General features: G+C 62.3%; 26 protein-coding genes. 16 read left to right on the top strand and 10 right to left on the bottom strand.

From position 1 onward, the window contains the following. The first annotated feature begins 168 nt into the window (after window positions 1-168). The 3 genes from OCUBac02_RS26400 to OCUBac02_RS26390 all read left to right on the top strand — a co-directional run bounded on the left by OCUBac02_RS26400 (window position 169) and on the right by OCUBac02_RS26390 (window position 1,891). On the top strand, window positions 169-840 hold the full coding sequence (locus OCUBac02_RS26400; protein WP_173050833.1) for a hypothetical protein: 672 nt from the start codon (window positions 169-171) through the stop codon (window positions 838-840). A gap of 10 nt (window positions 841-850) precedes the next feature. Further along, window positions 851-1,267: a DUF1489 family protein gene (locus tag OCUBac02_RS26395; protein WP_173050831.1), complete on the top strand. Its 417-nt coding sequence runs from the start codon at window positions 851-853 to the stop codon at window positions 1,265-1,267. A 345-nt stretch (window positions 1,268-1,612) separates the two neighbouring features. Beyond that, a complete protein-coding gene (locus OCUBac02_RS26390) occupies window positions 1,613-1,891 on the top strand; it encodes a CopG family ribbon-helix-helix protein (protein WP_173050828.1) in 279 nt (92 codons plus the stop codon). Between the two features lie 50 nt (window positions 1,892-1,941). Here OCUBac02_RS26390 and dinB read toward each other — a convergent pair whose 3' ends face one another. From dinB to OCUBac02_RS26355, 7 genes are all read right to left on the bottom strand, one after another. Further along, window positions 1,942-3,006, bottom strand: coding sequence for a DNA polymerase IV (gene dinB, locus OCUBac02_RS26385; protein WP_173050826.1), 1,065 nt, complete (start codon window positions 3,004-3,006; stop codon window positions 1,942-1,944). A gap of 18 nt (window positions 3,007-3,024) precedes the next feature. Then, window positions 3,025-3,534, bottom strand: coding sequence for a hypothetical protein (locus OCUBac02_RS26380; protein ID WP_173050817.1), 510 nt, complete (start codon window positions 3,532-3,534; stop codon window positions 3,025-3,027). A 12-nt stretch (window positions 3,535-3,546) separates the two neighbouring features. After that, window positions 3,547-4,386 carry a hypothetical protein gene (locus OCUBac02_RS26375; RefSeq protein ID WP_173050815.1) on the bottom strand — a complete coding sequence of 280 codons (840 nt, stop codon included), beginning with the start codon at window positions 4,384-4,386 and terminating at the stop codon, window positions 3,547-3,549. A gap of 86 nt (window positions 4,387-4,472) precedes the next feature. Further along, window positions 4,473-4,700, bottom strand: coding sequence for a hypothetical protein (locus OCUBac02_RS26370; protein WP_173050813.1), 228 nt, complete (start codon window positions 4,698-4,700; stop codon window positions 4,473-4,475). Between the two features lie 23 nt (window positions 4,701-4,723). Then, window positions 4,724-4,906 carry a hypothetical protein gene (locus OCUBac02_RS26365; RefSeq protein ID WP_173050811.1) on the bottom strand — a complete coding sequence of 61 codons (183 nt, stop codon included), beginning with the start codon at window positions 4,904-4,906 and terminating at the stop codon, window positions 4,724-4,726. Beyond that, window positions 4,899-5,645 (bottom strand): hypothetical protein, encoded by a 747-nt coding sequence (locus OCUBac02_RS26360; RefSeq protein ID WP_173050809.1) that lies wholly within the window; start codon window positions 5,643-5,645, stop codon window positions 4,899-4,901. Before OCUBac02_RS26360 ends, OCUBac02_RS26365 begins: the two co-directional genes overlap by 8 nt. Before the next feature lie 2 nt (window positions 5,646-5,647). After that, window positions 5,648-6,670: a beta/alpha barrel domain-containing protein gene (locus OCUBac02_RS26355; protein WP_173050807.1), complete on the bottom strand. Its 1,023-nt coding sequence runs from the start codon at window positions 6,668-6,670 to the stop codon at window positions 5,648-5,650. A 215-nt stretch (window positions 6,671-6,885) separates the two neighbouring features. Between OCUBac02_RS26355 and OCUBac02_RS26350 the strand changes: the two genes are divergently transcribed. After that, a complete protein-coding gene (locus OCUBac02_RS26350) occupies window positions 6,886-7,743 on the top strand; it encodes a ParB N-terminal domain-containing protein (RefSeq protein ID WP_173050805.1) in 858 nt (285 codons plus the stop codon). Further along, complete coding sequence (locus tag OCUBac02_RS26345; RefSeq protein WP_173050803.1) at window positions 7,740-8,429, top strand: sigma-70 family RNA polymerase sigma factor; 690 nt, start codon at window positions 7,740-7,742, stop codon at window positions 8,427-8,429. Before OCUBac02_RS26350 ends, OCUBac02_RS26345 begins: the two co-directional genes overlap by 4 nt. Window positions 8,430-8,444: 15 nt before the next feature. Here OCUBac02_RS26345 and OCUBac02_RS26340 read toward each other — a convergent pair whose 3' ends face one another. Further along, window positions 8,445-8,960 (bottom strand): hypothetical protein, encoded by a 516-nt coding sequence (locus OCUBac02_RS26340; RefSeq protein ID WP_173050801.1) that lies wholly within the window; start codon window positions 8,958-8,960, stop codon window positions 8,445-8,447. Between the two features lie 339 nt (window positions 8,961-9,299). Here OCUBac02_RS26340 and trpS point away from each other — a divergent pair, with 339 nt between their 5' ends. After that, window positions 9,300-10,325: a tryptophan--tRNA ligase gene (gene trpS / locus OCUBac02_RS26335; RefSeq protein ID WP_173050799.1), complete on the top strand. Its 1,026-nt coding sequence runs from the start codon at window positions 9,300-9,302 to the stop codon at window positions 10,323-10,325. A gap of 7 nt (window positions 10,326-10,332) precedes the next feature. Here the strand turns inward: trpS and OCUBac02_RS26330 are convergent, their stop codons facing one another. Beyond that, window positions 10,333-10,701 carry a hypothetical protein gene (locus tag OCUBac02_RS26330; protein ID WP_173050798.1) on the bottom strand — a complete coding sequence of 123 codons (369 nt, stop codon included), beginning with the start codon at window positions 10,699-10,701 and terminating at the stop codon, window positions 10,333-10,335. A 109-nt stretch (window positions 10,702-10,810) separates the two neighbouring features. Continuing rightward, on the bottom strand, window positions 10,811-11,542 hold the full coding sequence (locus tag OCUBac02_RS26325; protein ID WP_173050796.1) for a hypothetical protein: 732 nt from the start codon (window positions 11,540-11,542) through the stop codon (window positions 10,811-10,813). Between the two features lie 85 nt (window positions 11,543-11,627). Between OCUBac02_RS26325 and OCUBac02_RS26320 the strand changes: the two genes are divergently transcribed. The 10 genes from OCUBac02_RS26320 to OCUBac02_RS26275 all read left to right on the top strand — a co-directional run bounded on the left by OCUBac02_RS26320 (window position 11,628) and on the right by OCUBac02_RS26275 (window position 17,295). Further along, complete coding sequence (locus OCUBac02_RS26320; RefSeq protein WP_173050794.1) at window positions 11,628-12,278, top strand: hypothetical protein; 651 nt, start codon at window positions 11,628-11,630, stop codon at window positions 12,276-12,278. Between the two features lie 293 nt (window positions 12,279-12,571). Beyond that, window positions 12,572-13,108, top strand: coding sequence for a hypothetical protein (locus OCUBac02_RS26315; protein ID WP_173050791.1), 537 nt, complete (start codon window positions 12,572-12,574; stop codon window positions 13,106-13,108). Further along, window positions 13,105-13,341: a FaeA/PapI family transcriptional regulator gene (locus OCUBac02_RS26310; protein ID WP_173050789.1), complete on the top strand. Its 237-nt coding sequence runs from the start codon at window positions 13,105-13,107 to the stop codon at window positions 13,339-13,341. The genes OCUBac02_RS26315 and OCUBac02_RS26310 overlap by 4 nt, the downstream gene beginning before the upstream one ends. Window positions 13,342-13,558: 217 nt before the next feature. Next, window positions 13,559-13,858, top strand: a complete 300-nt coding sequence (locus OCUBac02_RS26305; protein ID WP_173050787.1) for an HU family DNA-binding protein — start codon at window positions 13,559-13,561, stop codon at window positions 13,856-13,858. A 104-nt stretch (window positions 13,859-13,962) separates the two neighbouring features. Further along, on the top strand, window positions 13,963-14,160 hold the full coding sequence (locus OCUBac02_RS26300; RefSeq protein WP_173050785.1) for a hypothetical protein: 198 nt from the start codon (window positions 13,963-13,965) through the stop codon (window positions 14,158-14,160). Window positions 14,161-14,165: 5 nt separating this feature from the next. Next, window positions 14,166-14,450: a hypothetical protein gene (locus OCUBac02_RS26295; RefSeq protein ID WP_173050783.1), complete on the top strand. Its 285-nt coding sequence runs from the start codon at window positions 14,166-14,168 to the stop codon at window positions 14,448-14,450. A 48-nt stretch (window positions 14,451-14,498) separates the two neighbouring features. Then, a complete protein-coding gene (locus tag OCUBac02_RS26290; RefSeq protein ID WP_173050781.1) occupies window positions 14,499-14,861 on the top strand; it encodes a hypothetical protein in 363 nt (120 codons plus the stop codon). A gap of 69 nt (window positions 14,862-14,930) precedes the next feature. Then, entirely contained in the window at window positions 14,931-16,358 is a 1,428-nt protein-coding gene (locus OCUBac02_RS26285) for a hypothetical protein (protein WP_173050779.1), read from the top strand. Between the two features lie 9 nt (window positions 16,359-16,367). Continuing rightward, a complete protein-coding gene (locus OCUBac02_RS26280; RefSeq protein ID WP_173050777.1) occupies window positions 16,368-16,604 on the top strand; it encodes a hypothetical protein in 237 nt (78 codons plus the stop codon). 226 nt (window positions 16,605-16,830) lie between these two features. After that, window positions 16,831-17,295, top strand: coding sequence for a hypothetical protein (locus tag OCUBac02_RS26275; protein WP_173050775.1), 465 nt, complete (start codon window positions 16,831-16,833; stop codon window positions 17,293-17,295). Window positions 17,296-17,302: the final 7 nt, after the last annotated feature.

Raw genomic sequence — 17,302 nt, 5'->3', positions numbered from 1 at the left:
GCGCGCAATTTGATCGATTGTGACCCCATCCACCAGAATCGCGGTCAAGATTCGATTTTGTTGGGGATTTCCTCGCGGTGGATTCCATCAATGAGGCCTCGACGCAAATCTGGGCGTCGGTAAGCTGAGTCGGTCGCGCGATGCGATTCAAATGGGAACCACGGTGGAATGCACAAAGGCGCTTCTCGAAACCAGCAACGCATTGGCCTGAAGGTGACAGCGGGGACTGCACGCGCGAAGGAAGCCAACGCTCTCGCGGCGCCCGTGAAACAGCTCAGATTCGCGGAAGCGCAGAGGCTTGCACGTATCCGCCGCGTCTTCGAGATTGAGCAACAGTTGAAAGGAGCCTCCGGCTCTGACGCCGTCCGCCTCCGTTCTGAGCTGGAGGGGATGCGAACAGGACGCCTGGAGCCGCCGATCTATCTTGCGCAGGATCCCAGGCCCAAGCCTGATCGGCAGCGGCCCGTGACCGTGGCGGAGCGGCACGGGCCTGAACGCGTGCGCGGAACCGGCTCGAATTCAGATCCCAAGCGGGTTGCGAAGGGTCTGGAGGTTGATCTCGCTGATCTGGCGAGGGCGAAGGTCACTCTCACGGGTGTTGCCCTCGTAAAGACGCTCCTCTCGAACTTCGAACCGTCGCTGATTGCAGAAGCAATTGGAGCCAAGGTGGAGACGATCTCGAAGATCGCCGCGCACCCGCTTCTGCAGATCACCCCTGCCCTCTCCGCCGAGGATGGCCTGGTGCTCGTCACCATCCTCGAGGAACGCTTCAGGGACTTGGTTGCGTCGGATCCCGGAGACGATGAAGAGCCAGCTCCTGGTCCATCGCCGGCGCCGTGAGGAGATCGCAATGAACCTCATCAAGGTATGCTCGGGTGTGTCCAGCGCAGAGGACGTTCGCTCCGCCGTCAAGCGGGCATGCGCGGCCGCTGGGGGAAGCAATGCCCTCATCTGCCACGCCACGCGGAACTACCCCGGACGCGCCGAGGAGCTGGTCCAGGGCGGCTCGCTCTACTGGATTATCAAGGGCCGCGTCGCATGCCGGCAAGCGATCGTCGAGTTGCGGAAGGACGATCGCTCCGGGCAATGCCTGATCATTCTTGGGCATGACGTGGTCGATGTTCGGCCCGTGCCGCGGCGACCCTTTCAAGGGTGGCGTTATCTTCCGACAGCAGACGCGCCTCCGGACATCGGGGCCGTCATGGAGCAGACCGAGGAGATGCCCGAGGAAATGCGCCGCGAGCTCGCGGGGATGGGGCTAATCTGAGGCGGCGAACTTGCGTTAAACCGCAAATTACGGCTTTTATTCCCCTAGCCGACGATACCAACCAGCACCGTTGAGCGCCTCGGGGCCAGAGCATCGTTTCCGGAGCGCGGTGGTACGTCGCGATTGTGCGCCCCAGCCTACCATCCGATCCGCTGCCTGAGCCCCTCCGATCGATAAACACCGCGCTAGCGGCTAGTGATGGTCGGCCGGACCGCGTATCCCTTTCGGCGCTTGAGAGCCGAGACTGACGCATGGCGTCAACGTCAGCAGGCCGTTGCAAGGCGAAATCGACTTCCATCGCCTCTGGGTTACATTGTAATTCCTTGAAATGCGGAGCGGCTTGCCATGCTGCAGAACGAAAAATCTCAGGTCTCGCTCAGATTGCCGACGCCCTTGGTGGCGGAATTTGACCGGATCGCCGCCACGCTTGACCGCGATCGGACATGGGTGATGCAGAAGGCGCTCAGTCAGTACCTGGCCGGTGAAGGGACTGAAATTATCCAAGACGCTCAAGGTATCGATGAGCTCGATCGCGGGGAAAGCGTCGATCTTGAGGACGTGCTGGAGAAGGCGCGGACAATCGTAGATGCCGCGGAATATCGACGCGGTAAACGGGCCGGCTAATGCCCCTGTCAGGAGGCGTCTCTGCTTTGAAACTCGTGATCCCAAGAAACTCAGAGCGCCAGAGCGAGTTGGGCCGTTTCGCCGGCCTCTTCCGTGTTCAGCCCCGTCAGCGTCACGCCGACCAACCGAATGGGCTTCGGGAGGGGGAATAGGCCATTCAGGAGCTCGTGCGCAAAGAGCTCAACGCCGGCGCGGTCCTCGATATACCGGGAGTTGGACCGGCTTCGCGTGATCTGCTCGAAGTCTGAGTAGGTGACCTTGAGCACGACGGTCTTTCCGCGGGTGCCGTTCCGCGCGCAGTGAGACCAGACCTTGTCGATCAGGGGTGCCAGCTCGACGATGAGCTCGTCCCGATCGCTCGTGTCTTCCAGCATCGTGTTCTCGGCGCCGACCGATTTGCGGACGCGATCAGGCACCACCGGGCGATCGTCAATACCCCTCGCGAGGGCATAGAAATACGGGCCTGACTTCCCGAAATGCCGGATGAGCAGTTCGATGGGCTTCTCCCGCAGATCGCGGCCCGTGTGGATCCCGAGGTTCTTCATTGCCTGGGCGGTAGCAGGGCCCACGCCGTGGAACTTCTCGATCTTCAGATTGGCGACAAATTCCGGTCCATCCTCGGGAGTGATGACGAATTGGCCATTCGGCTTCCGCTGTGAGCTCGCCATCTTGGCCAGGAACTTTTGGTAGCTGATACCAGCAGATGCGGTCAGCTGTGTCTCTTTGAAGATGCGCTCCCGAATCTCTCTCGCGACGACCGAGGCGAATTCGATGCCGCGCTTGTTCTCGGTGACGTCGAGATAGGCCTCGTCGAGGCTCAGCGGTTCGATCAGATCGGTGTATTCCGCGAAAATCGCCCGGATCTGTGCCGAGACATCGCGATAAACGTCAAAGCGTGGCGGCATGAAGATTACATCGGGGCAAAGCGCCTTAGCCTTGAAGCCAGGCATCGCCGATCGGATCCCGAAGGCCCGAGCTTCATAGCTCGCCGCCGCGATGACCCCGCGCCGCCCGTCACTACCTACCACGACCGGCTTGCCGCGAAGCTCCGGGCGGTCTCTGATTTCGCAGGATGCGTAAAAAGCATCCTGGTCTATGTGCACGATCCGGCGCATAAAACGTTGATATTTCGACTATAAACGAGGTTTTGGCGGAGGGGAATCGTAAGCTTCGGCGAAAGGACTATGAAGCTCATCCGTGACGTCTTCTTCCGGTCCCAGCTTGCGCGCTCCGGTGACGGGGAGGAGGAGTGTCTTCCGCTTGCCGTCTCGCGTTGCCAGTGTGATGAAGACGGCCTTGCTGGGGAGATCCTGTGCCGAGATATCAGCGATATCTGATAGCGAAACGGGCTTGCTGGGCGTGACGTGATCGAGTGCGCGGGCGCCCTTCTCGATCATCGTTTCCTCCTCGGCGCTGCCCGACAGGATGACCTCATAGATCGCGGCGTATCCGGGAATATCGTTCTTCTTGATGACCTTGTTGAAGCGGGCGACGGCGTCCGTGGTGCAGGCGTCTTCGGCGATCTGGTACATGCCGAAATGAGCGCCGCGGTCGAACAGCGCGAAGGCATGGATGAGGCCCTGATCCTTGAAGAGGTGGCGGGTGAGGCCAAGGGCATGTGCGGTCAGTTTCTCGAAGTCCATCTCGACCTCATTTCAGAAGGGCTGTCGCGCAAGGGCGGTGGTTGCCCGCAGTTCCTCATAAAGGGTGTCGAATTCCGGCGTCGTGTACAGGATCGACTTGGAATCCCTGGTGGATGAGGCCGGAATTTCCGACCAGGTGACGGATTGGGCCGTCCGGGGGAGCAGACCCCAGGACCGGTGACCGATGTTGCCGTGCACACGATGCTGGGCGAAATCGTCGATGATCACGCCGTCATAGCCTTCGGCGGCAGCGCGCTCGAAGATCTCATGAGCGTGGTACTGCAAATTCGTCAGATCGCTTTCACCCGCGCTGATGTCGAGCCAGCGCCATGTCGGATCCTTCTTGCAGAAGAGGAGCCGTCCTTCCATCCGCCAGTCGGCTGGCATGGTCACCGTCAGGCCATCGACGATCTGCTGGCTCACCCAGATCGGGCCACCCGAGAGATCGTAGCCGAGCGCCTCCAACGCAGCGACGGCTTCACGATAGGTGACGTGCTTCTCGAACCCCCATGACCGCGCATCCCCGTGCGGAGACCAGTCGATATCGCAATGCTTCAGACCGCACGTCTGCTCAGCGAAGGCGGCCCAATAGCCATTCTTGCTCGGCCGGATGCCCTGATCGAGACCGAACCGATCTGGGGCCGAAACCATCGCCTCGATGCCGCTCAGAGGGATGTAGGTCTGCGCGATCGCCGGCGAGTCGGTCGTCCAGACCATGCCGTCGTAGCCGCCGCCATCGATGAGATCGAATTGCTCGCAGGTGCCATGGAAGAGCAGGCCGGAGATCGCCGAGGCTGCGTCAGGCGCTCCTCGCAAATGCTCTTCCATCTCTGGCGCGATGTTGCTGTCCATGGTCCGATCCGGCGTTCGATTCCGCCCTTCAGATTACTCCAGCGCCATGCAGGTCGCGAGCGCGTCAGCTGGCGGCAGGAGCCGCCTCACGCGGACGCCGATGCGCCCCTGGCGGCTATCGCAGCGCGGACCTGGTCGAGCGCCTCGGCGTCGGTCCTGCCTTCGCCCTTGATGGCGATCTCGCCCTTGGTGAACAGCCAGAAGGTGTGCGGGATACCGCCCAGGCGATAGTCGTTGTGGACGGCGACTGCCCAGCCGAGCGCGCGGATGTCATCTGCGCTGCCGGCTGCAAGGCGCTTGGCGTCGGGGGTCATATGAATCTCCTTGGGATGGGCGGTTAGCCCACGACGATCGCGAAGAGCAGCCCGGCGACCAGGCCGAGCGCGAGGGCATAAAGGCGGGGGTGCGGGCGCGCGCCCTTGGTGGTGACGAGGGAGCTGCCAAGGCGATCCAGTGCCAGGCATGCCGCGACGGTGATAGAGGCGGCCAGGAGGCCTGCGACGACCCCCATGCTAGCCACCCATCGCCGGAGCGGGCACGAGCTGCTGACTGGCGTCCTTAAGGCGCCGGTAGACCGTCCAGCCCTTGCGGGTGAGCTTGATGTAGCCGTTCCCGGTGATTCCGACCAGGAAGCCTTGCCCGTCCCTCGCCATCCGTTGGGCGGTCGAGGCGGCCCAACCTCGGCCGCGGCGAGCTCGGTAGGACACGAACCGTGATTGCGGTGAGCCGTCATACTCCGTGGCGACGTCGCCGACGGCCAGAAGCAGTTCACGCCGCGCCTCTGTTAAGCCTTCGGCGAGAGCCTCCTCCTCGGGATCGAGGTCGCATCCGGCCGAATTGAAGTCGAAGATCACCTGCTTTGCGAGCTGCGCGCAGGCCTCCGACGAGAGCAGAATCCCGTGCTCCAGAAACCGATGCTTCATGTCGGCCGGTGTCGAGAAAAGGGGATGTCCGTCACGCGCCTTCGCGAAGATCTGATCCGCGACGGCGACTGCACCGGTGGCTGCGAGAAGGCGGTCGATAAAGGCTACGCCGTTGCCGGTGTGATCGATATCGAAGGAGGTTCCCAGATCCGGTGCGGTCAGGAGGTCGATGCCGAAGCGACAGTGTTGGCCGGATTTCTCGTTCCGGTAGCCCTCTGCGAAGCCCTCGCTGGGATTTCCGCTTCGCCCCAGCGCGAGGCGAGCCGCGCGGGCCCCAGCGAGATAGTCGTCATCCATGACGAGCCAGCGCGCGCCTACCAGAATACGGTTGGGCATCGCTATTCAGCCGCCTGCATAAGTTGGGCTCGGGTGCCGATCTCGCCATCGGCGTAGATGAGACGCTCGACAGCTTCCCGGCCACCGCGGGCCAGTGCGGTATGGATCTGGAAGAGATCAGCGCCGGCGCCGAGATAGTCCTCCAAGTCCGACTTCTCGTAGATGCCGCCGCTCGCGATAATGGTCGCGTCTGGAGCCAGTCGTCGAAGGGTCGCGACCATCGCGAGATTGATGTCGCGCAATTCGGGCCCCGAGAAGGCCCCGAACTTCACCGGATGCGGGCCACCGCGCACCGGCCACGGCAGCGTGATGCCCGGGAGCAGGTCGCGGCTGTGGGACGAGAGACTGCTGCCGGCGACGAAGCCGGTGGCGCCAGCCAGAAGGAAGCTCTCGACCATCGCTTCGAGCACGTCCAGGCGAACGGTCGGCTCGATCTTGACGAAGACCGGCTTGCCCTCGGCCGGGCCGACGAGTGCCTTGATCTCGCGGATGGGGCCCGACAGCGCGGTCTGAACCATCGCGGTATTCGGGCACGAGGCGTTGACGGTGAAGTAGTCGACGAGGTCGACCAGGGCCTGGCCGAGCATGCGGATCTCGTTGCCGCGACCGTCCGGCGAGAGGATGTTTGCCCCAACGCAGAAGTCGCTTCCGCCATCGCTGTCGCGGAAGGCCTTCAGGTTCTCGGCAAAGACCGTCAGGCCGGGATTTCCGAACTCACCGGAATGGATGAGCCCGCGCTCGCCGACGCGCCATTCCCGGCCGGCCTTGCCGGAGTTCTTCGCGTTGACGGTCACCGATCCAAGCTCGGCAAATCCGAAGCCAAGACGCTGCCACGCCGCCGGTGCTTGAGCGGATGGATCGAACCCGGCTGCGAGCCCGATGCGGTTCGGGATCAGCCTCGGTAGGATGTGATTGATGTGACCGGTTCGAGGGGCGGCAGGCTCGCTACGGCTCCTGCTGAGCAACAGGAGGTTCAGCTTGCGGGCCGAAGCAGCCGGAAGGCGGTCGATGAGCTTGGAGAGCATGGGAATCCTGAGAACGCGAATTCCCTGATAATCCCCCGGACTGGGGCTTCATCCAAGGATTGTTACGGTGGCCATCCACTCATTCCTTCGAAATTAAGGAATGAAGGCCCAATCCACTGCTCTGATGGTGCCTTTCATCGTCAGCGCTTTGACTCATGGGTAGCCGCATTCGACGATCAAGAAGGATTCGAGATCGCCTGCCGGAGGACTGAAACATGACCGTCGCCTACCGCCCGATCGATATCACTCCTTTCGCCGCGCTGATCCAACCCGGCCTGTCCTCCGACTTCGGGGTTGAGCCGCAGCTCATGTGGATCGAGATCAACAAGCTCGTGGTCGACCCGCGCTACCAGCGGGAGATCTCCAGGCAGGGTGCCAAGAACGTTGTGCGAATCGCCAACAGCTTCAGCTGGCAGCGCTTCGGAACGGTGCTGGTCAGCCGCGTCAGCGACCAGGAGGGGGATCTTTGGGCGATCATCGACGGTCAGCACCGTGTGACCGGCGGCGCCCTGCGGGGTATCCAAAGAGTGCCTTGCATGGTGATCGAGGCTACCCCGGCGGGCCAGGCGGCTGCCTTCGCGGCGATCAATGGTCTCGTCACCAAGCTGACGCCCCTGCAGATCCACGCAGCTCGCGTCGCTGCAGGGGAGGAAGACGCGCTCGACCTGGTTGCCCTCTGCGCGGAGGGAGGCGTCACGATCTGTCGCTATCCGATCCCCGGGGACAAGATGGCGCCTGGCGAGACCCTTGCTGTCGGTACACTCGACAAGCTTCGCAAGGAGGTCGAGCGCCCCACCCTCGTGCTTGCGCTCAAGTGCATCACCCAGACGGGCGACAACGTCGGTCTGGTCCGGACCTCGCTGGTGAAGGGTCTCTGCGCTGTCTTCGATAGCGAGCCCGCTTTCGCCAGCAAGCCGGATCGGGTGCTGAGGTCGCTCCAGGGCTACGACTTTGGCGCGCTCCTCGATCAAGCCGTCATTGAGGGTCGGCGCTCGAAGCTCTCGACGCAGGCTGTCGTGACGCGCTCGCTTTACCAAGTGCTGGATCGTGCGCTGGTGGCGGAGGCTGCATGAGCCTGGCATTCGCGAGCGAAACACCGGCGCGCGATCCAGCGTTCGATCGCGAGGTCGTCGCAGCCCAGGCGTCGCTGCTCCGATCCGCGTTCGGCTATGTCCGCGGCCGGGATGCTGCCGAGGATCTCGTCCAGACGGTCATTCTGAAGGCGCTGCGGAACCACCACAGCTTTTTGCCAGGCACCAATCTGCGGGCATGGCTTCAGACGATTATGGTCAACACCGTTCGTTCGGACCATCGCAAGGCAAAACGGGAGGTTGAGGACATCGACGGGCAGCTGGCGAGTGTGCTCCCCTTCCCCGCCGCTCAGCTGCATGCCGTCGAGCTGCGGGATATGATGGCCCGGCTTCGGCTCCTGCAGCCTCAGGTGCGGCAGATCGTGATCGCGGTGACAGATGGGGACTCGTACGAGGAACTCGCTGAGCGGTTCCGCATCCCGATCGGGACCGTTAAGAGCCGTATCAAGCGGGCACGGGACTTTCTCGCCGGCGATGATCAGGAAGAGGCGACCGAACTGGAGGTCGACGGGGACTCCGTGATCACGGCCGAGCAGGCCCGGCAGATCACACGGCTGTTCGAGGGGGGCAAAGCGATCTCGGAGATCGTGGCCGCAACCGAGCTTGGTTCTGATCTCGTCCTGTCGTTCGTGCTGGAGCGTAGCCTGAAGCGTCGCAAGGGACGTTGAATGCGAAAGCAGGCCTCACTTCGGACCGCTTTCCTGAGCATCTCCTCCAAGCTTTTTCGAGCGCTTCGCCGTTGCCAGATTCCAACTTCCCGGCGGAAGTTCTTTGCCCTCTATCCAAATTGCTCCGTTCAGCGACATCAGCGAACCCGAAAGCACCCTATTATACAGCAGTCGGTAGAGAACCTCTGTCGCGATCTCGTCTCTCTTCGAGTGCTCCTGATGGATTTCCGGAGCCGACATAGGCCTTCCGTGTCGCTCAATGATCGCGACTGCCTCATCCACCGCACGTTGGTTGAACTGTCTGCTGCGGTAGGCTCGTTCCTCATTGGCTGCGGCGGGAAGTGCCGGCGGGCGCGGCGCCTCCAGACTTACAGCTAAAGCACTGATTTCCCCGCAGGCGACGGTTTCACCCGTTATGCTGTGCAGGTAATCGGCAGCGGCCTTCCATTTGCCGATCAGAGGTAAAATTTGAGCCTCGATCTGGCTGATCCGGGCCCGAACGGCCGCTACTTCGTTGCCTTCGTTTTCCATTTTTAGCTCCAGTATATAGCAGACACAGCAATTGCGCTGCGCACTAGTGGTTGATATGTCAAATGGAGCAAACGGAGTCAACCTAAGGCGATCTATCCACGTCATGGGGTTAATGAGGGGTGTCAAACTGCTCCTTGACGCGAAAGAAGGAAGTCTCCAAAACAGAAGAATGACCTCGTTCGCGACTCCTTCGTGCCAGTGGTGGCCGCTCGTCTGATCCGGGCGGGCTGAGGAAATTCGTGAGCAAACGAGATTGTCCAAGGGGCCGCTCCGGCAGGAGTCAGGCCCCTTTGTTTTTGCCTCTCCGGCCGGACGCGCTCCCCACAACAGGGGTGAATGATGTCGACGGCTATCGATAGAATGACGGGGCTGCGCCCGGTGGTGCTGACGGGCGATCGCCCTACGGGCGGCCTGCATCTCGGGCACCTAGCAGGCTCGCTCGCAGAGCGCGTCCGCCTGCAGGAAACGTGCGATCAGTTCGTGCTTGTCGCGGACCTTCAGGCGATGACGGACAATGCGGGAAACCCCGCCAAGGTCGCGGAGGCGGTGCCCGAGGTCGTCGCCGACTATATCGCGGCGGGGCTAGATCCAACCAAGTCGACGATGTTCCTTCAGTCGGGCATCCCGGAGTTGAGCGAGCTCACCATGCTCTACCTCAACCTGGTCACGGTCTCGCGGCTCGAACGCAATCCGACGGTTCGCGACGAAATCCGGCAGCGTGGCTTTGAGCGCGATATTCCCGCGGGCTTCCTCTGCTATCCCATATCACAGTCGGCCGACATTACGGCGTTTCGGGCAACGAAGGTGCCGGTCGGGGATGACCAGCTCCCGATGATCGAGCTCGCGCAGGAGATCGCGATCCGCGTGAACAGGTTGGGCGGAAGCGAGATCCTTCCGCGCCCCGAGGCGGTACTCTCGGCTGTTACTCGCCTACCCGGCATCGATGGGCTCGGGAAAGCCAGCAAGTCTTTGGGGAACGCGATCCAGATTGGGGACCCGGCCGACGTCGTTCGGGAGAAGGTGCGGATGATGTTTACCGATCCCAATCATCTCAGGGTGAGCGACCCGGGCCGCGTCGAAGGTAATGTCGTCTTCAGCTATCTCGACGCCTTCGATGGCGATGTCGCCGCGGTAGCAGATCTCAAGGACCGCTACCGTGCCGGCGGTCTGGGCGACAGCGTCCTCAAGCGTCGGCTCGCCGATGTCCTGGAGGCTCTCCTGTCTCCGATGCGGGAGCGGAGGCGTGCCATTGGAAGGGACGAGGCGATGGCGATCCTCGCCGCCGGCACTCTGCGAGCGCGCGCGGTCGCAGCGCAGACCCTTGTCTCGGTGAGGTCGGCGCTGGGGATGCCCGTGCTAGTCTAGGAGCGCCTCACGGCGCCGGCGAGAACCGGGAGATTCGGGCCTGCCAATCCGGGATCATGACATTGAGAGCGTGGTCCCGGTACTCGGGCGTGATCCACGGCGGCATCGGAAGGCTATCCCGCCAGTGCTTGCGGACGAACGCCTCAGCCAGGCTGCCGCCTTGGAGCATCCCGAATTCGTCGATGTGGAGACCATCGAAAGCGGCCTTCGATGAGCTGTGGACCCTGCCGCCCGGAGCCTTGCGGTTCAGCCTGTAGCCGCCGTTCTGGATCAGAATCTGGTACTCGGTGCCTTCGTAGGAGCAAGAGTACGCGTTGTGGCCCGTCGGGCGGAAGCCATGCGCGAGAGCCCATTCGATGACTTCTGGCGGTTTCATTCCACGTCCCTCTGGCGATTGGGGGCCCGGATCGTCAGAGCTTAGGAGGCCGGCGCGAAAACCAGAAAGGTCATGGATCTCGTGCCGACCAAAGCACGATCTTGGCCGGTCACACAACCTCGGGCGCAGCAGTCGATCGTTCGCTGGCGGCGCGCGCCAGATGGATGAAGGCTTCGAGCCGCTGGGCATCGAAGTGATGCTCGTCACGCGAGACTCCGGTTGCCACGAGCACATGGGAAAGCAGAGGAGCGAAGGCCCAGATATTGTCGAGGGTCATACCGCTGGCGCAGGCCAACGGCGCATCAGGACCGATCGCTTGCCGCATCACCTCGATCTTGGACAGGGAGGGAGCCGACCCGGTGGCGGACCCACTGGTGGTGGGGATAAAGCCGAGCTCCAGCGCCTTCGCCGCCGCGACACCCGGATCGTTTTCGAACGCCTGATACTTGAAGGCGACCGATGCAAAAATGCTGGGAACCGGTCGGCCAGCGTCATCGAGCAGGGCCCGGTAGGTAGCCAGATGCAGGGCCTCGGTTTCGTAGCCCTCGGAGCTCACCCCGGGGCGGTCGGTCCAGAGGCCGTCGATCCGGACGTCGCTATCGACCACGAGCCTGAAGGCGTCGGGGAGGTGCATCGAGAGGAAATTGATCCCGAGCCACGCGCTCGGCCGCTCCTGGCGGATTTGCTTGGCCAGGGGGATCAAGCTCGCGTCGTCATCCTGATGCGAGATGAGAAAGACGCCATCGGCTCCGAGCTCGAAGGCCAGCTTCGCCTGCTCCAGGCTGAGGCTGGGTTCGATATGGTGGATGACCGGGATGACGCGGCAAGCTGGACTTTTCATGTTGAGGACTGGTCTCGGGCGTTGAAACTGCAATTCAAGTGCATGGGAGGGAGCGGGAAGCGCAAGGATTGAGCTGCAGGATCTGGTGGATAGCGACGTCCGGATGACTGCACGGTGGATCGGGGTGCCACTGCTATTGTCGCCACCGGTCGCTGCCGGCACCATCGTCTGCATGGACAAGATCCCTCGCAGAACCGGTCACGACAAGCTCGACGAGATCCGCGCGAGGATGCTGCCGATCGCAAGCCTCAGCCGCGGCCAGACGCCATGGGACAGCTTGAGCAGGGACGACCTTCTGTTTCTCGTGCAGAGCTACCACGCACAGAACGAGCGCTCGGTCTCTGCGCTGGAAAGAGCTGATCTTTTCGGCCTGCTCCAGCGAGAGGCCTTGATTGGCGCCCGCGCAGCGGCGGATTACGTCTTCTCGGAATATATCGGCCCGACGACGGAAAAGGTCGCGTACCGCGGAACCGAGGTGGCCGATAGCTTCTATGGGCGGGAAGAGGGTGAGATATTCTGGCAGGCGTCGATGAGGTCGGTGTCCGGACTCCTCGCCTTTGATGTCGGCGACACGATCTGGTGGGCCTGCGACACCTGCCAGATTCATCTGGGGATCAAAGCGGGGCGTTCGCCTGAATCGCCCCGCGCCAAGTCCTGTGAGGGCGGGGCCAGCTGCTCGTTCCGACTTGCAGTCTGGGGCGACGGGAAGCCCTCCCCGATGGAAGCCGGGAAATAGCGGAGCCAGGGCGCGGGAGCGGTCCGCCTGCTGACCATAGAGCCATGCAGCGTACATCTATTTAGGGTATTCAGGGGCGAATTGCGGTCGACGATCGCCCTGGGGGCTCAGACAAGGCGGAAGAATACGAGGGAGAGCGGGTGCTCCTGGGGAATTTGATAGCCCAAAGCGGAGATTTCGCAACCAATATCAACATCGACGCTTTACTCGTTTTGGATATATGCATATGGGTCTATTCGTCGAGTGCTTCCTTTCCAGTTTCTGGGGAAGTTAGCGGGCGAAGGAGGTGTGAAATGAGCGAGAACAATCAAAAGACGGCTATCGAGCACGCTCAGGAAGAGCTCGCTGCAATTGATCAGGCCTTGTTTGCGCTATTCATCAAGCGCGAGGCGTTCTCGGATTCGATGAAGAAGCTTGCCGGCGTCGAGCCGGCTCCGTTCGTTTACAAGAGGATCGAGTATCAGAAGTCGGAATTCGTGGCCTCGTTTGACGCAAATACCGCAATTGAAGCCGCTCGGCCAGAAATGGCGGGTGGAGGGGTGTATCGTGCCCGCCATGTCAACAAGAGGATGGTCGAAGAAGCCATCCAGATCATTGTCGCAGCGGGCAGGCCTATGTCGACGCCTGAAATCATGAGAACCCACTCGATGCGCGATCAAGTGTCATCGGAAGCGCTCTACCGCCTGATGTACAATCGAATGGTAACAGGCTCTTTAATGTCGTTAAACGGAGCATTTTGGCCCGTAGGGCGCGATTTGCCTGCTAGCTTTGACATCAGTAGGGCCAAGCAAAAGGGAAACTTGGCAAAAAGAGCGAAGGCCGCGGCGTGAACGTCATCAAACTTGGCGGCACCCATGCCGAAGAGACAGTGCTCGACTTTCTGAAGCGCCACGGCGGCGCCCCAACCGACGTGATCGCCGGTCGCTTTGGCTGGACAGCAGCTCAAGCTCGATCGAAGCTGCGCCAGCTTGAGGCCGAGGGTTCCGTCAGCGGAAAGCTTGAGGTGCGGACCTCCGGCCTCGGCGGCCCGGGCCGAGTTCTGGTGTGGCGTTTGCCGGCGTGAAAGTCGTCGTTTGATCAAGGCTCGCCCGATTCGCGGAAGCTCCGAAAACCCCGTTGCTATCGGGTGTGAAGGCGCCTGAACGCTCTCGATCCACTGCTGCAGCGTGATTCCCCTGCGGATAAGTCGATTTCAGGGCTTTCAGCGGCCGCAACTGCCTTGCTTGCGCCCTCGATTGGCGACGAGATCGCTACCGCCTTAGAGAAAACAGGAGTTTCACATGGCAGAAGCTAAGCCGAAGGCCGTCATTTCGACCGGCAAGCACCTTGCTGCGAGCATCGCGGAGGCTCACTCGATCCCGAAGAAGCAAGCCGAAGCGATCGTCGCTGACGTGGTCAACGGCATCGTTCAGAGCCTGACCAAGGGCGAGAAGGTGCGCCTTGCTGGTCTCGGGACCTTCCAGGTCAACGATCGCCCGGCTCGTCAGGCTCGCAACCCCGCCACCGGCGCGATGATCGACGTTGCCGCCAGCAAGAAGGCTGCCTTCCGCCCCGCTAAGGAGCTGAAAGAAGCTATCTGATCTATGCCTACGCGCCCGTAAGGTCCGTCCACGGATTCCTTGCGGGCGCCGGTTGATCCTTTCGGTGCCCGGCTCGACCATGCTGTCGAAGCTGAGGTTCCCACATGCACGCTCTTTCGAATCGCCCTTCGGCCCTATGGCTCATAGGCATCGTTCTGCCGCTCTGGATCGTCGTCGGCTTTCTGCTCGGCTGGGGCTTCGCGACGATGCTGCTCCTCACCATCGGCGCGCTGATGAAGCGGTGGTACGGCTGGGCTCTCGCCTTTGGCGAGCTCACGATCCTGGCGCTGGTCTTTCTCTGATGCCAATGCTGCTGAGCCGGACGACGCGGCTGATCCTCGGCTGCCACCTCGCCATTGGCCTTGTGCTGACGCTGCTCGTGCACGGCTTCACGCCTCATCCGCTATCGCTGTCGACCTGGTACTGGCTTGTCGCCTGGCCGCTGCCGCTCGTCTTCGGCATCATGCGCGGCTTTATGTTTCTCGGTGCACTGCTCGGCATCCTCATCGCGCTGATCGCGTTCTTCACGGAGCACTACAGGACGGCCGGCGTCATCGGCTGTCTCAGCGTCTGCGTGCTCGTTTTTCTCTGAACTCGTAGCTTGCGGCGGATGGCCCTAGCCTGTCGCCAGGAGGCTCTCATGACCCAAGTTCACTTCATTGCCATGTCCAGCGCAGGCGCCGAGATCTACAGCGCGCCGATCTTTCCGACGAAGGAGGCGCTGGAGGATTGGCTGTACGCCTACGCTGCGCAGGCGTTCCTGCGAGAACATCGCTACGACTTCGCGAAAGGCTACGAAGTCGACGAGGCCTCTCGCGAGGACAAGTGGCGTTCTGCCGCGGAGTGGGCTGTCGAGACTGGTCGCGGCGAATGGGCCTTCGGGACACGCGAGTTCGGGTCGGTGAGCCCTGACGGCGGCGCTTTGATGCCTCAGGCCGAGGTCACCTCGCTGGACGAGGACTATCTCGCGACGCTCGTGCCGGCGGCCGCACCTGCTCCCTGAGGTGCTCATCCCCGGATTTCAGATGCTGGCGGATTGAACTCTGCCAGCTTTCCTTCTCAGCTAAGACCCATGAAGCGCGACGACATTGCGATTGACGAGGGGTTTCGGGCCGCTGCGGTGCACGGGTTCTATCCGCTCGTGCTCGATGACGCCGGGCGCGCCGGTATCCGCTTTGCCGATCCCAAGCGCGACGCGATCGCAGATCTCCTGACGGATCCGACGCTGCTGCCGGATGCCGAGATCTCGCTGCGGGTGTTTCCGTCGACAAGAGAACTCCACGGGTACGAGGCGGCCGCGGCCGAATTCGGAGGCAACTCCGTCGCAGTCATCGCCGGGCCATCCGGACGTGATGGCGCGCTTGCCCTGGTGCTCCGTTATGACCGGGAGCGAGAGCTCGGGTTGGGCGTGAACGACTCGATCAAGCTGATCGCCCCGCAGGACAAGGCTACCCAGGATCTGGGTCGCGATCTCGCCCGCGGCTGGATGGTCCAGAAGGAGTTCCAGGCCAAGCGTAGCGCCGATGCGGCGTTCATGCAGGGTTGGGCACCGGTGGCCGATCTGCTCGATCAGAACAGCGTCTTCACCCAGCGAAGCGACAGCGGAAGCGGCGCCCTCAGCTTTCGTTACAGCCGCGGCAACCTCACGGAGGTCTGGGAAGGCTCTGTCCGCCGGGTTCCCGAGGGCCTGCTGATCGCAGCTCACCCTCGCATCAGGACAAGGCGAGACGACGATCTCAATGCGCGTCTGCGCGCCGAGGCCGAAAGCCGTGGCTACGTCTTCGATGAGAACGACGTCGCCAGCCGCACGGTGCCAGCTCTCGATCTTCAGGAAGTCGAGCGCTTGAAGGACGCCGTCGGGACGCTCTCGTTGCTCGAATTGGGGTTCAACCGCGAGCAGAAGTCGCGCGACGATCTCGGCGTCATTCTCGGCGACCGGGAGAACGCGCAGATTCTCGACCGGATCGCCAGGGGCTGCCCGGTGGCCCATTCCAGCAGCGACCGGCCGATGCAGATGAGCCCGCGCTCGGGCAAGCTGCATACGGTTGCCTGGTCGCGTGTCACCGTTCTGTTCAAGGCTGGTCTGATCAAGCCGCTCTACTGGACGCTGCAGTGGGAGGGGCGCCCGACCTTCGTCAGCTTGAAGACAGCGGTCTTTGGACTGACGCCGTCGGGCAAGCTCGCCGTCGCCGGCGAACGCCGTGCCGCCGCTGTGGATCTGCCTCGCGACAAGGCGATCGCCCAGTACTGGAACGGCTATTCGGTCCCGGACGGATTTGAGTTCCAATTCGACGGGGACAGCTTCAAGGGGATCGCTGATCCAGCACAGCTCGAAGCCCTCGGTGAGTGCGTGGACGAGGTTCTCACAGTCACGAACTGGAAGAGCAAGCCGACGGCGCCCGCCCAGCTTGCCATTGTTGCCGCTGGCGTCAGCTGCGGCCGCGTTCGCCTCGAGGATCAGGAATTCCAGCTCGAAACCTCGCCCGCCCCTCGCATCTGAGAGATCCCGATGTCGAAGCCCGCATTCACCAAGCCGCGGTTTGAGCTTCTCGCCGAGCTCCACGAGAAGCGCAGCCGCTCGATTGCTGAAAGCTACGCGCCTGGTCAGTGGCTGGTTGCGATGAGCTACGCGACTTTGAAAACGGGCAACTTCGGCACGACGACGATCTCGATCACCGACGCGGGAGACGCTGCCTACGAGCAGGTTCGATCGAAGTTCGAGGCGCCGGCGGGACCGAAGCCGTGACCGCAGAATTCGACCCCGAGCGTCACCTCACCCGGGCCGACATCGCGGCCCTCCGCGGCCCCTTTGTGAAACGGCCTGCGGAAAATGCCGATCCGAGTGAATGGGTGCGATGGGCGGAGGAGGTGTCTGGTCATATGGCCCATGCGAATTCCATCTTGGCCTATCGCGATGCCAAGCGCGCTCAAGCCTCTCGGGCGGGCGCCAAGCGGACGAGGCGGCGCGCATCATGACCGAGATCACCACGGACGATATCAGGGCTTTTGTCGACCTCGCGCAGGATGAGGCGGCAGCCCTGCATCAGCTCGACGGCAGCGCGATCAAAGCCTTCGCTGATGCCTGGTATCTGGTCGATACCGACGTCATCTCCATCCGAAACATGGACGACGAGGAGCTTCGAAAGGCTATCGTCGAGGAGTTGGTGGACGTCGAGTATTGGCGACGGCATGGCAAGAAGATGAGTTATCGGGTTGAGGATCTCGTTCGCTTTCTCCCTGCAGTTCTGCATTCGCGCGTCATGGGCGCCTTCGCGGATCCTCACCTGCAGTCTTTCCTGGAGCGCCGCGACGACGGAGAGCTCCGCATCGATCCCGTTCACCTGCAGGACGCGATGGATTTCTGCGGCGTCTGGCTGGAAGGCGAGGCGCCGCTGACGGACGAGGCTGTCTACATAGCCGGCCCGGGTTATCGTTGATGAGCGT

It is taken from the genome of Bosea sp. ANAM02 (genome assembly GCF_011764485.1).
Lineage (GTDB): Bacteria > Pseudomonadota > Alphaproteobacteria > Rhizobiales > Beijerinckiaceae > Allobosea.
This window is presented reverse-complemented; position numbering and strand designations above follow the sequence as displayed.

Bases quoted from the DNA above. Each gene is read 5' to 3' on its own strand.
- OCUBac02_RS26340 (WP_173050801.1), bottom strand. From the start codon at position 8,960: ATGGAAAACGAAGGCAACGAAGTAGCGGCCGTTCGGGCCCGGATCAGC.
- OCUBac02_RS26300 (WP_173050785.1), top strand. From the start codon at position 13,963: ATGCACGCTCTTTCGAATCGCCCTTCGGCCCTATGGCTCATAGGCATC.
- OCUBac02_RS26315 (WP_173050791.1), top strand. From the start codon at position 12,572: ATGAGCGAGAACAATCAAAAGACGGCTATCGAGCACGCTCAGGAAGAG.
- OCUBac02_RS26395 (WP_173050831.1), top strand. From the start codon at position 851: ATGAACCTCATCAAGGTATGCTCGGGTGTGTCCAGCGCAGAGGACGTT.
- OCUBac02_RS26380 (WP_173050817.1), bottom strand. From the start codon at position 3,534: ATGGACTTCGAGAAACTGACCGCACATGCCCTTGGCCTCACCCGCCAC.
- OCUBac02_RS26280 (WP_173050777.1), top strand. From the start codon at position 16,368: ATGTCGAAGCCCGCATTCACCAAGCCGCGGTTTGAGCTTCTCGCCGAG.
- OCUBac02_RS26295 (WP_173050783.1), top strand. From the start codon at position 14,166: ATGCTGCTGAGCCGGACGACGCGGCTGATCCTCGGCTGCCACCTCGCC.
- OCUBac02_RS26305 (WP_173050787.1), top strand. From the start codon at position 13,559: ATGGCAGAAGCTAAGCCGAAGGCCGTCATTTCGACCGGCAAGCACCTT.
- OCUBac02_RS26390 (WP_173050828.1), top strand. From the start codon at position 1,613: ATGCTGCAGAACGAAAAATCTCAGGTCTCGCTCAGATTGCCGACGCCC.
- dinB (WP_173050826.1), bottom strand. From the start codon at position 3,006: ATGCGCCGGATCGTGCACATAGACCAGGATGCTTTTTACGCATCCTGC.
- OCUBac02_RS26375 (WP_173050815.1), bottom strand. From the start codon at position 4,386: ATGGACAGCAACATCGCGCCAGAGATGGAAGAGCATTTGCGAGGAGCG.
- trpS (WP_173050799.1), top strand. From the start codon at position 9,300: ATGTCGACGGCTATCGATAGAATGACGGGGCTGCGCCCGGTGGTGCTG.
- OCUBac02_RS26345 (WP_173050803.1), top strand. From the start codon at position 7,740: ATGAGCCTGGCATTCGCGAGCGAAACACCGGCGCGCGATCCAGCGTTC.
- OCUBac02_RS26360 (WP_173050809.1), bottom strand. From the start codon at position 5,645: ATGCCCAACCGTATTCTGGTAGGCGCGCGCTGGCTCGTCATGGATGAC.
- OCUBac02_RS26325 (WP_173050796.1), bottom strand. From the start codon at position 11,542: ATGAAAAGTCCAGCTTGCCGCGTCATCCCGGTCATCCACCATATCGAA.
- OCUBac02_RS26400 (WP_173050833.1), top strand. From the start codon at position 169: ATGCACAAAGGCGCTTCTCGAAACCAGCAACGCATTGGCCTGAAGGTG.
- OCUBac02_RS26275 (WP_173050775.1), top strand. From the start codon at position 16,831: ATGACCGAGATCACCACGGACGATATCAGGGCTTTTGTCGACCTCGCG.
- OCUBac02_RS26290 (WP_173050781.1), top strand. From the start codon at position 14,499: ATGACCCAAGTTCACTTCATTGCCATGTCCAGCGCAGGCGCCGAGATC.
- OCUBac02_RS26330 (WP_173050798.1), bottom strand. From the start codon at position 10,701: ATGAAACCGCCAGAAGTCATCGAATGGGCTCTCGCGCATGGCTTCCGC.
- OCUBac02_RS26285 (WP_173050779.1), top strand. From the start codon at position 14,931: ATGAAGCGCGACGACATTGCGATTGACGAGGGGTTTCGGGCCGCTGCG.
- OCUBac02_RS26350 (WP_173050805.1), top strand. From the start codon at position 6,886: ATGACCGTCGCCTACCGCCCGATCGATATCACTCCTTTCGCCGCGCTG.
- OCUBac02_RS26370 (WP_173050813.1), bottom strand. From the start codon at position 4,700: ATGACCCCCGACGCCAAGCGCCTTGCAGCCGGCAGCGCAGATGACATC.
- OCUBac02_RS26355 (WP_173050807.1), bottom strand. From the start codon at position 6,670: ATGCTCTCCAAGCTCATCGACCGCCTTCCGGCTGCTTCGGCCCGCAAG.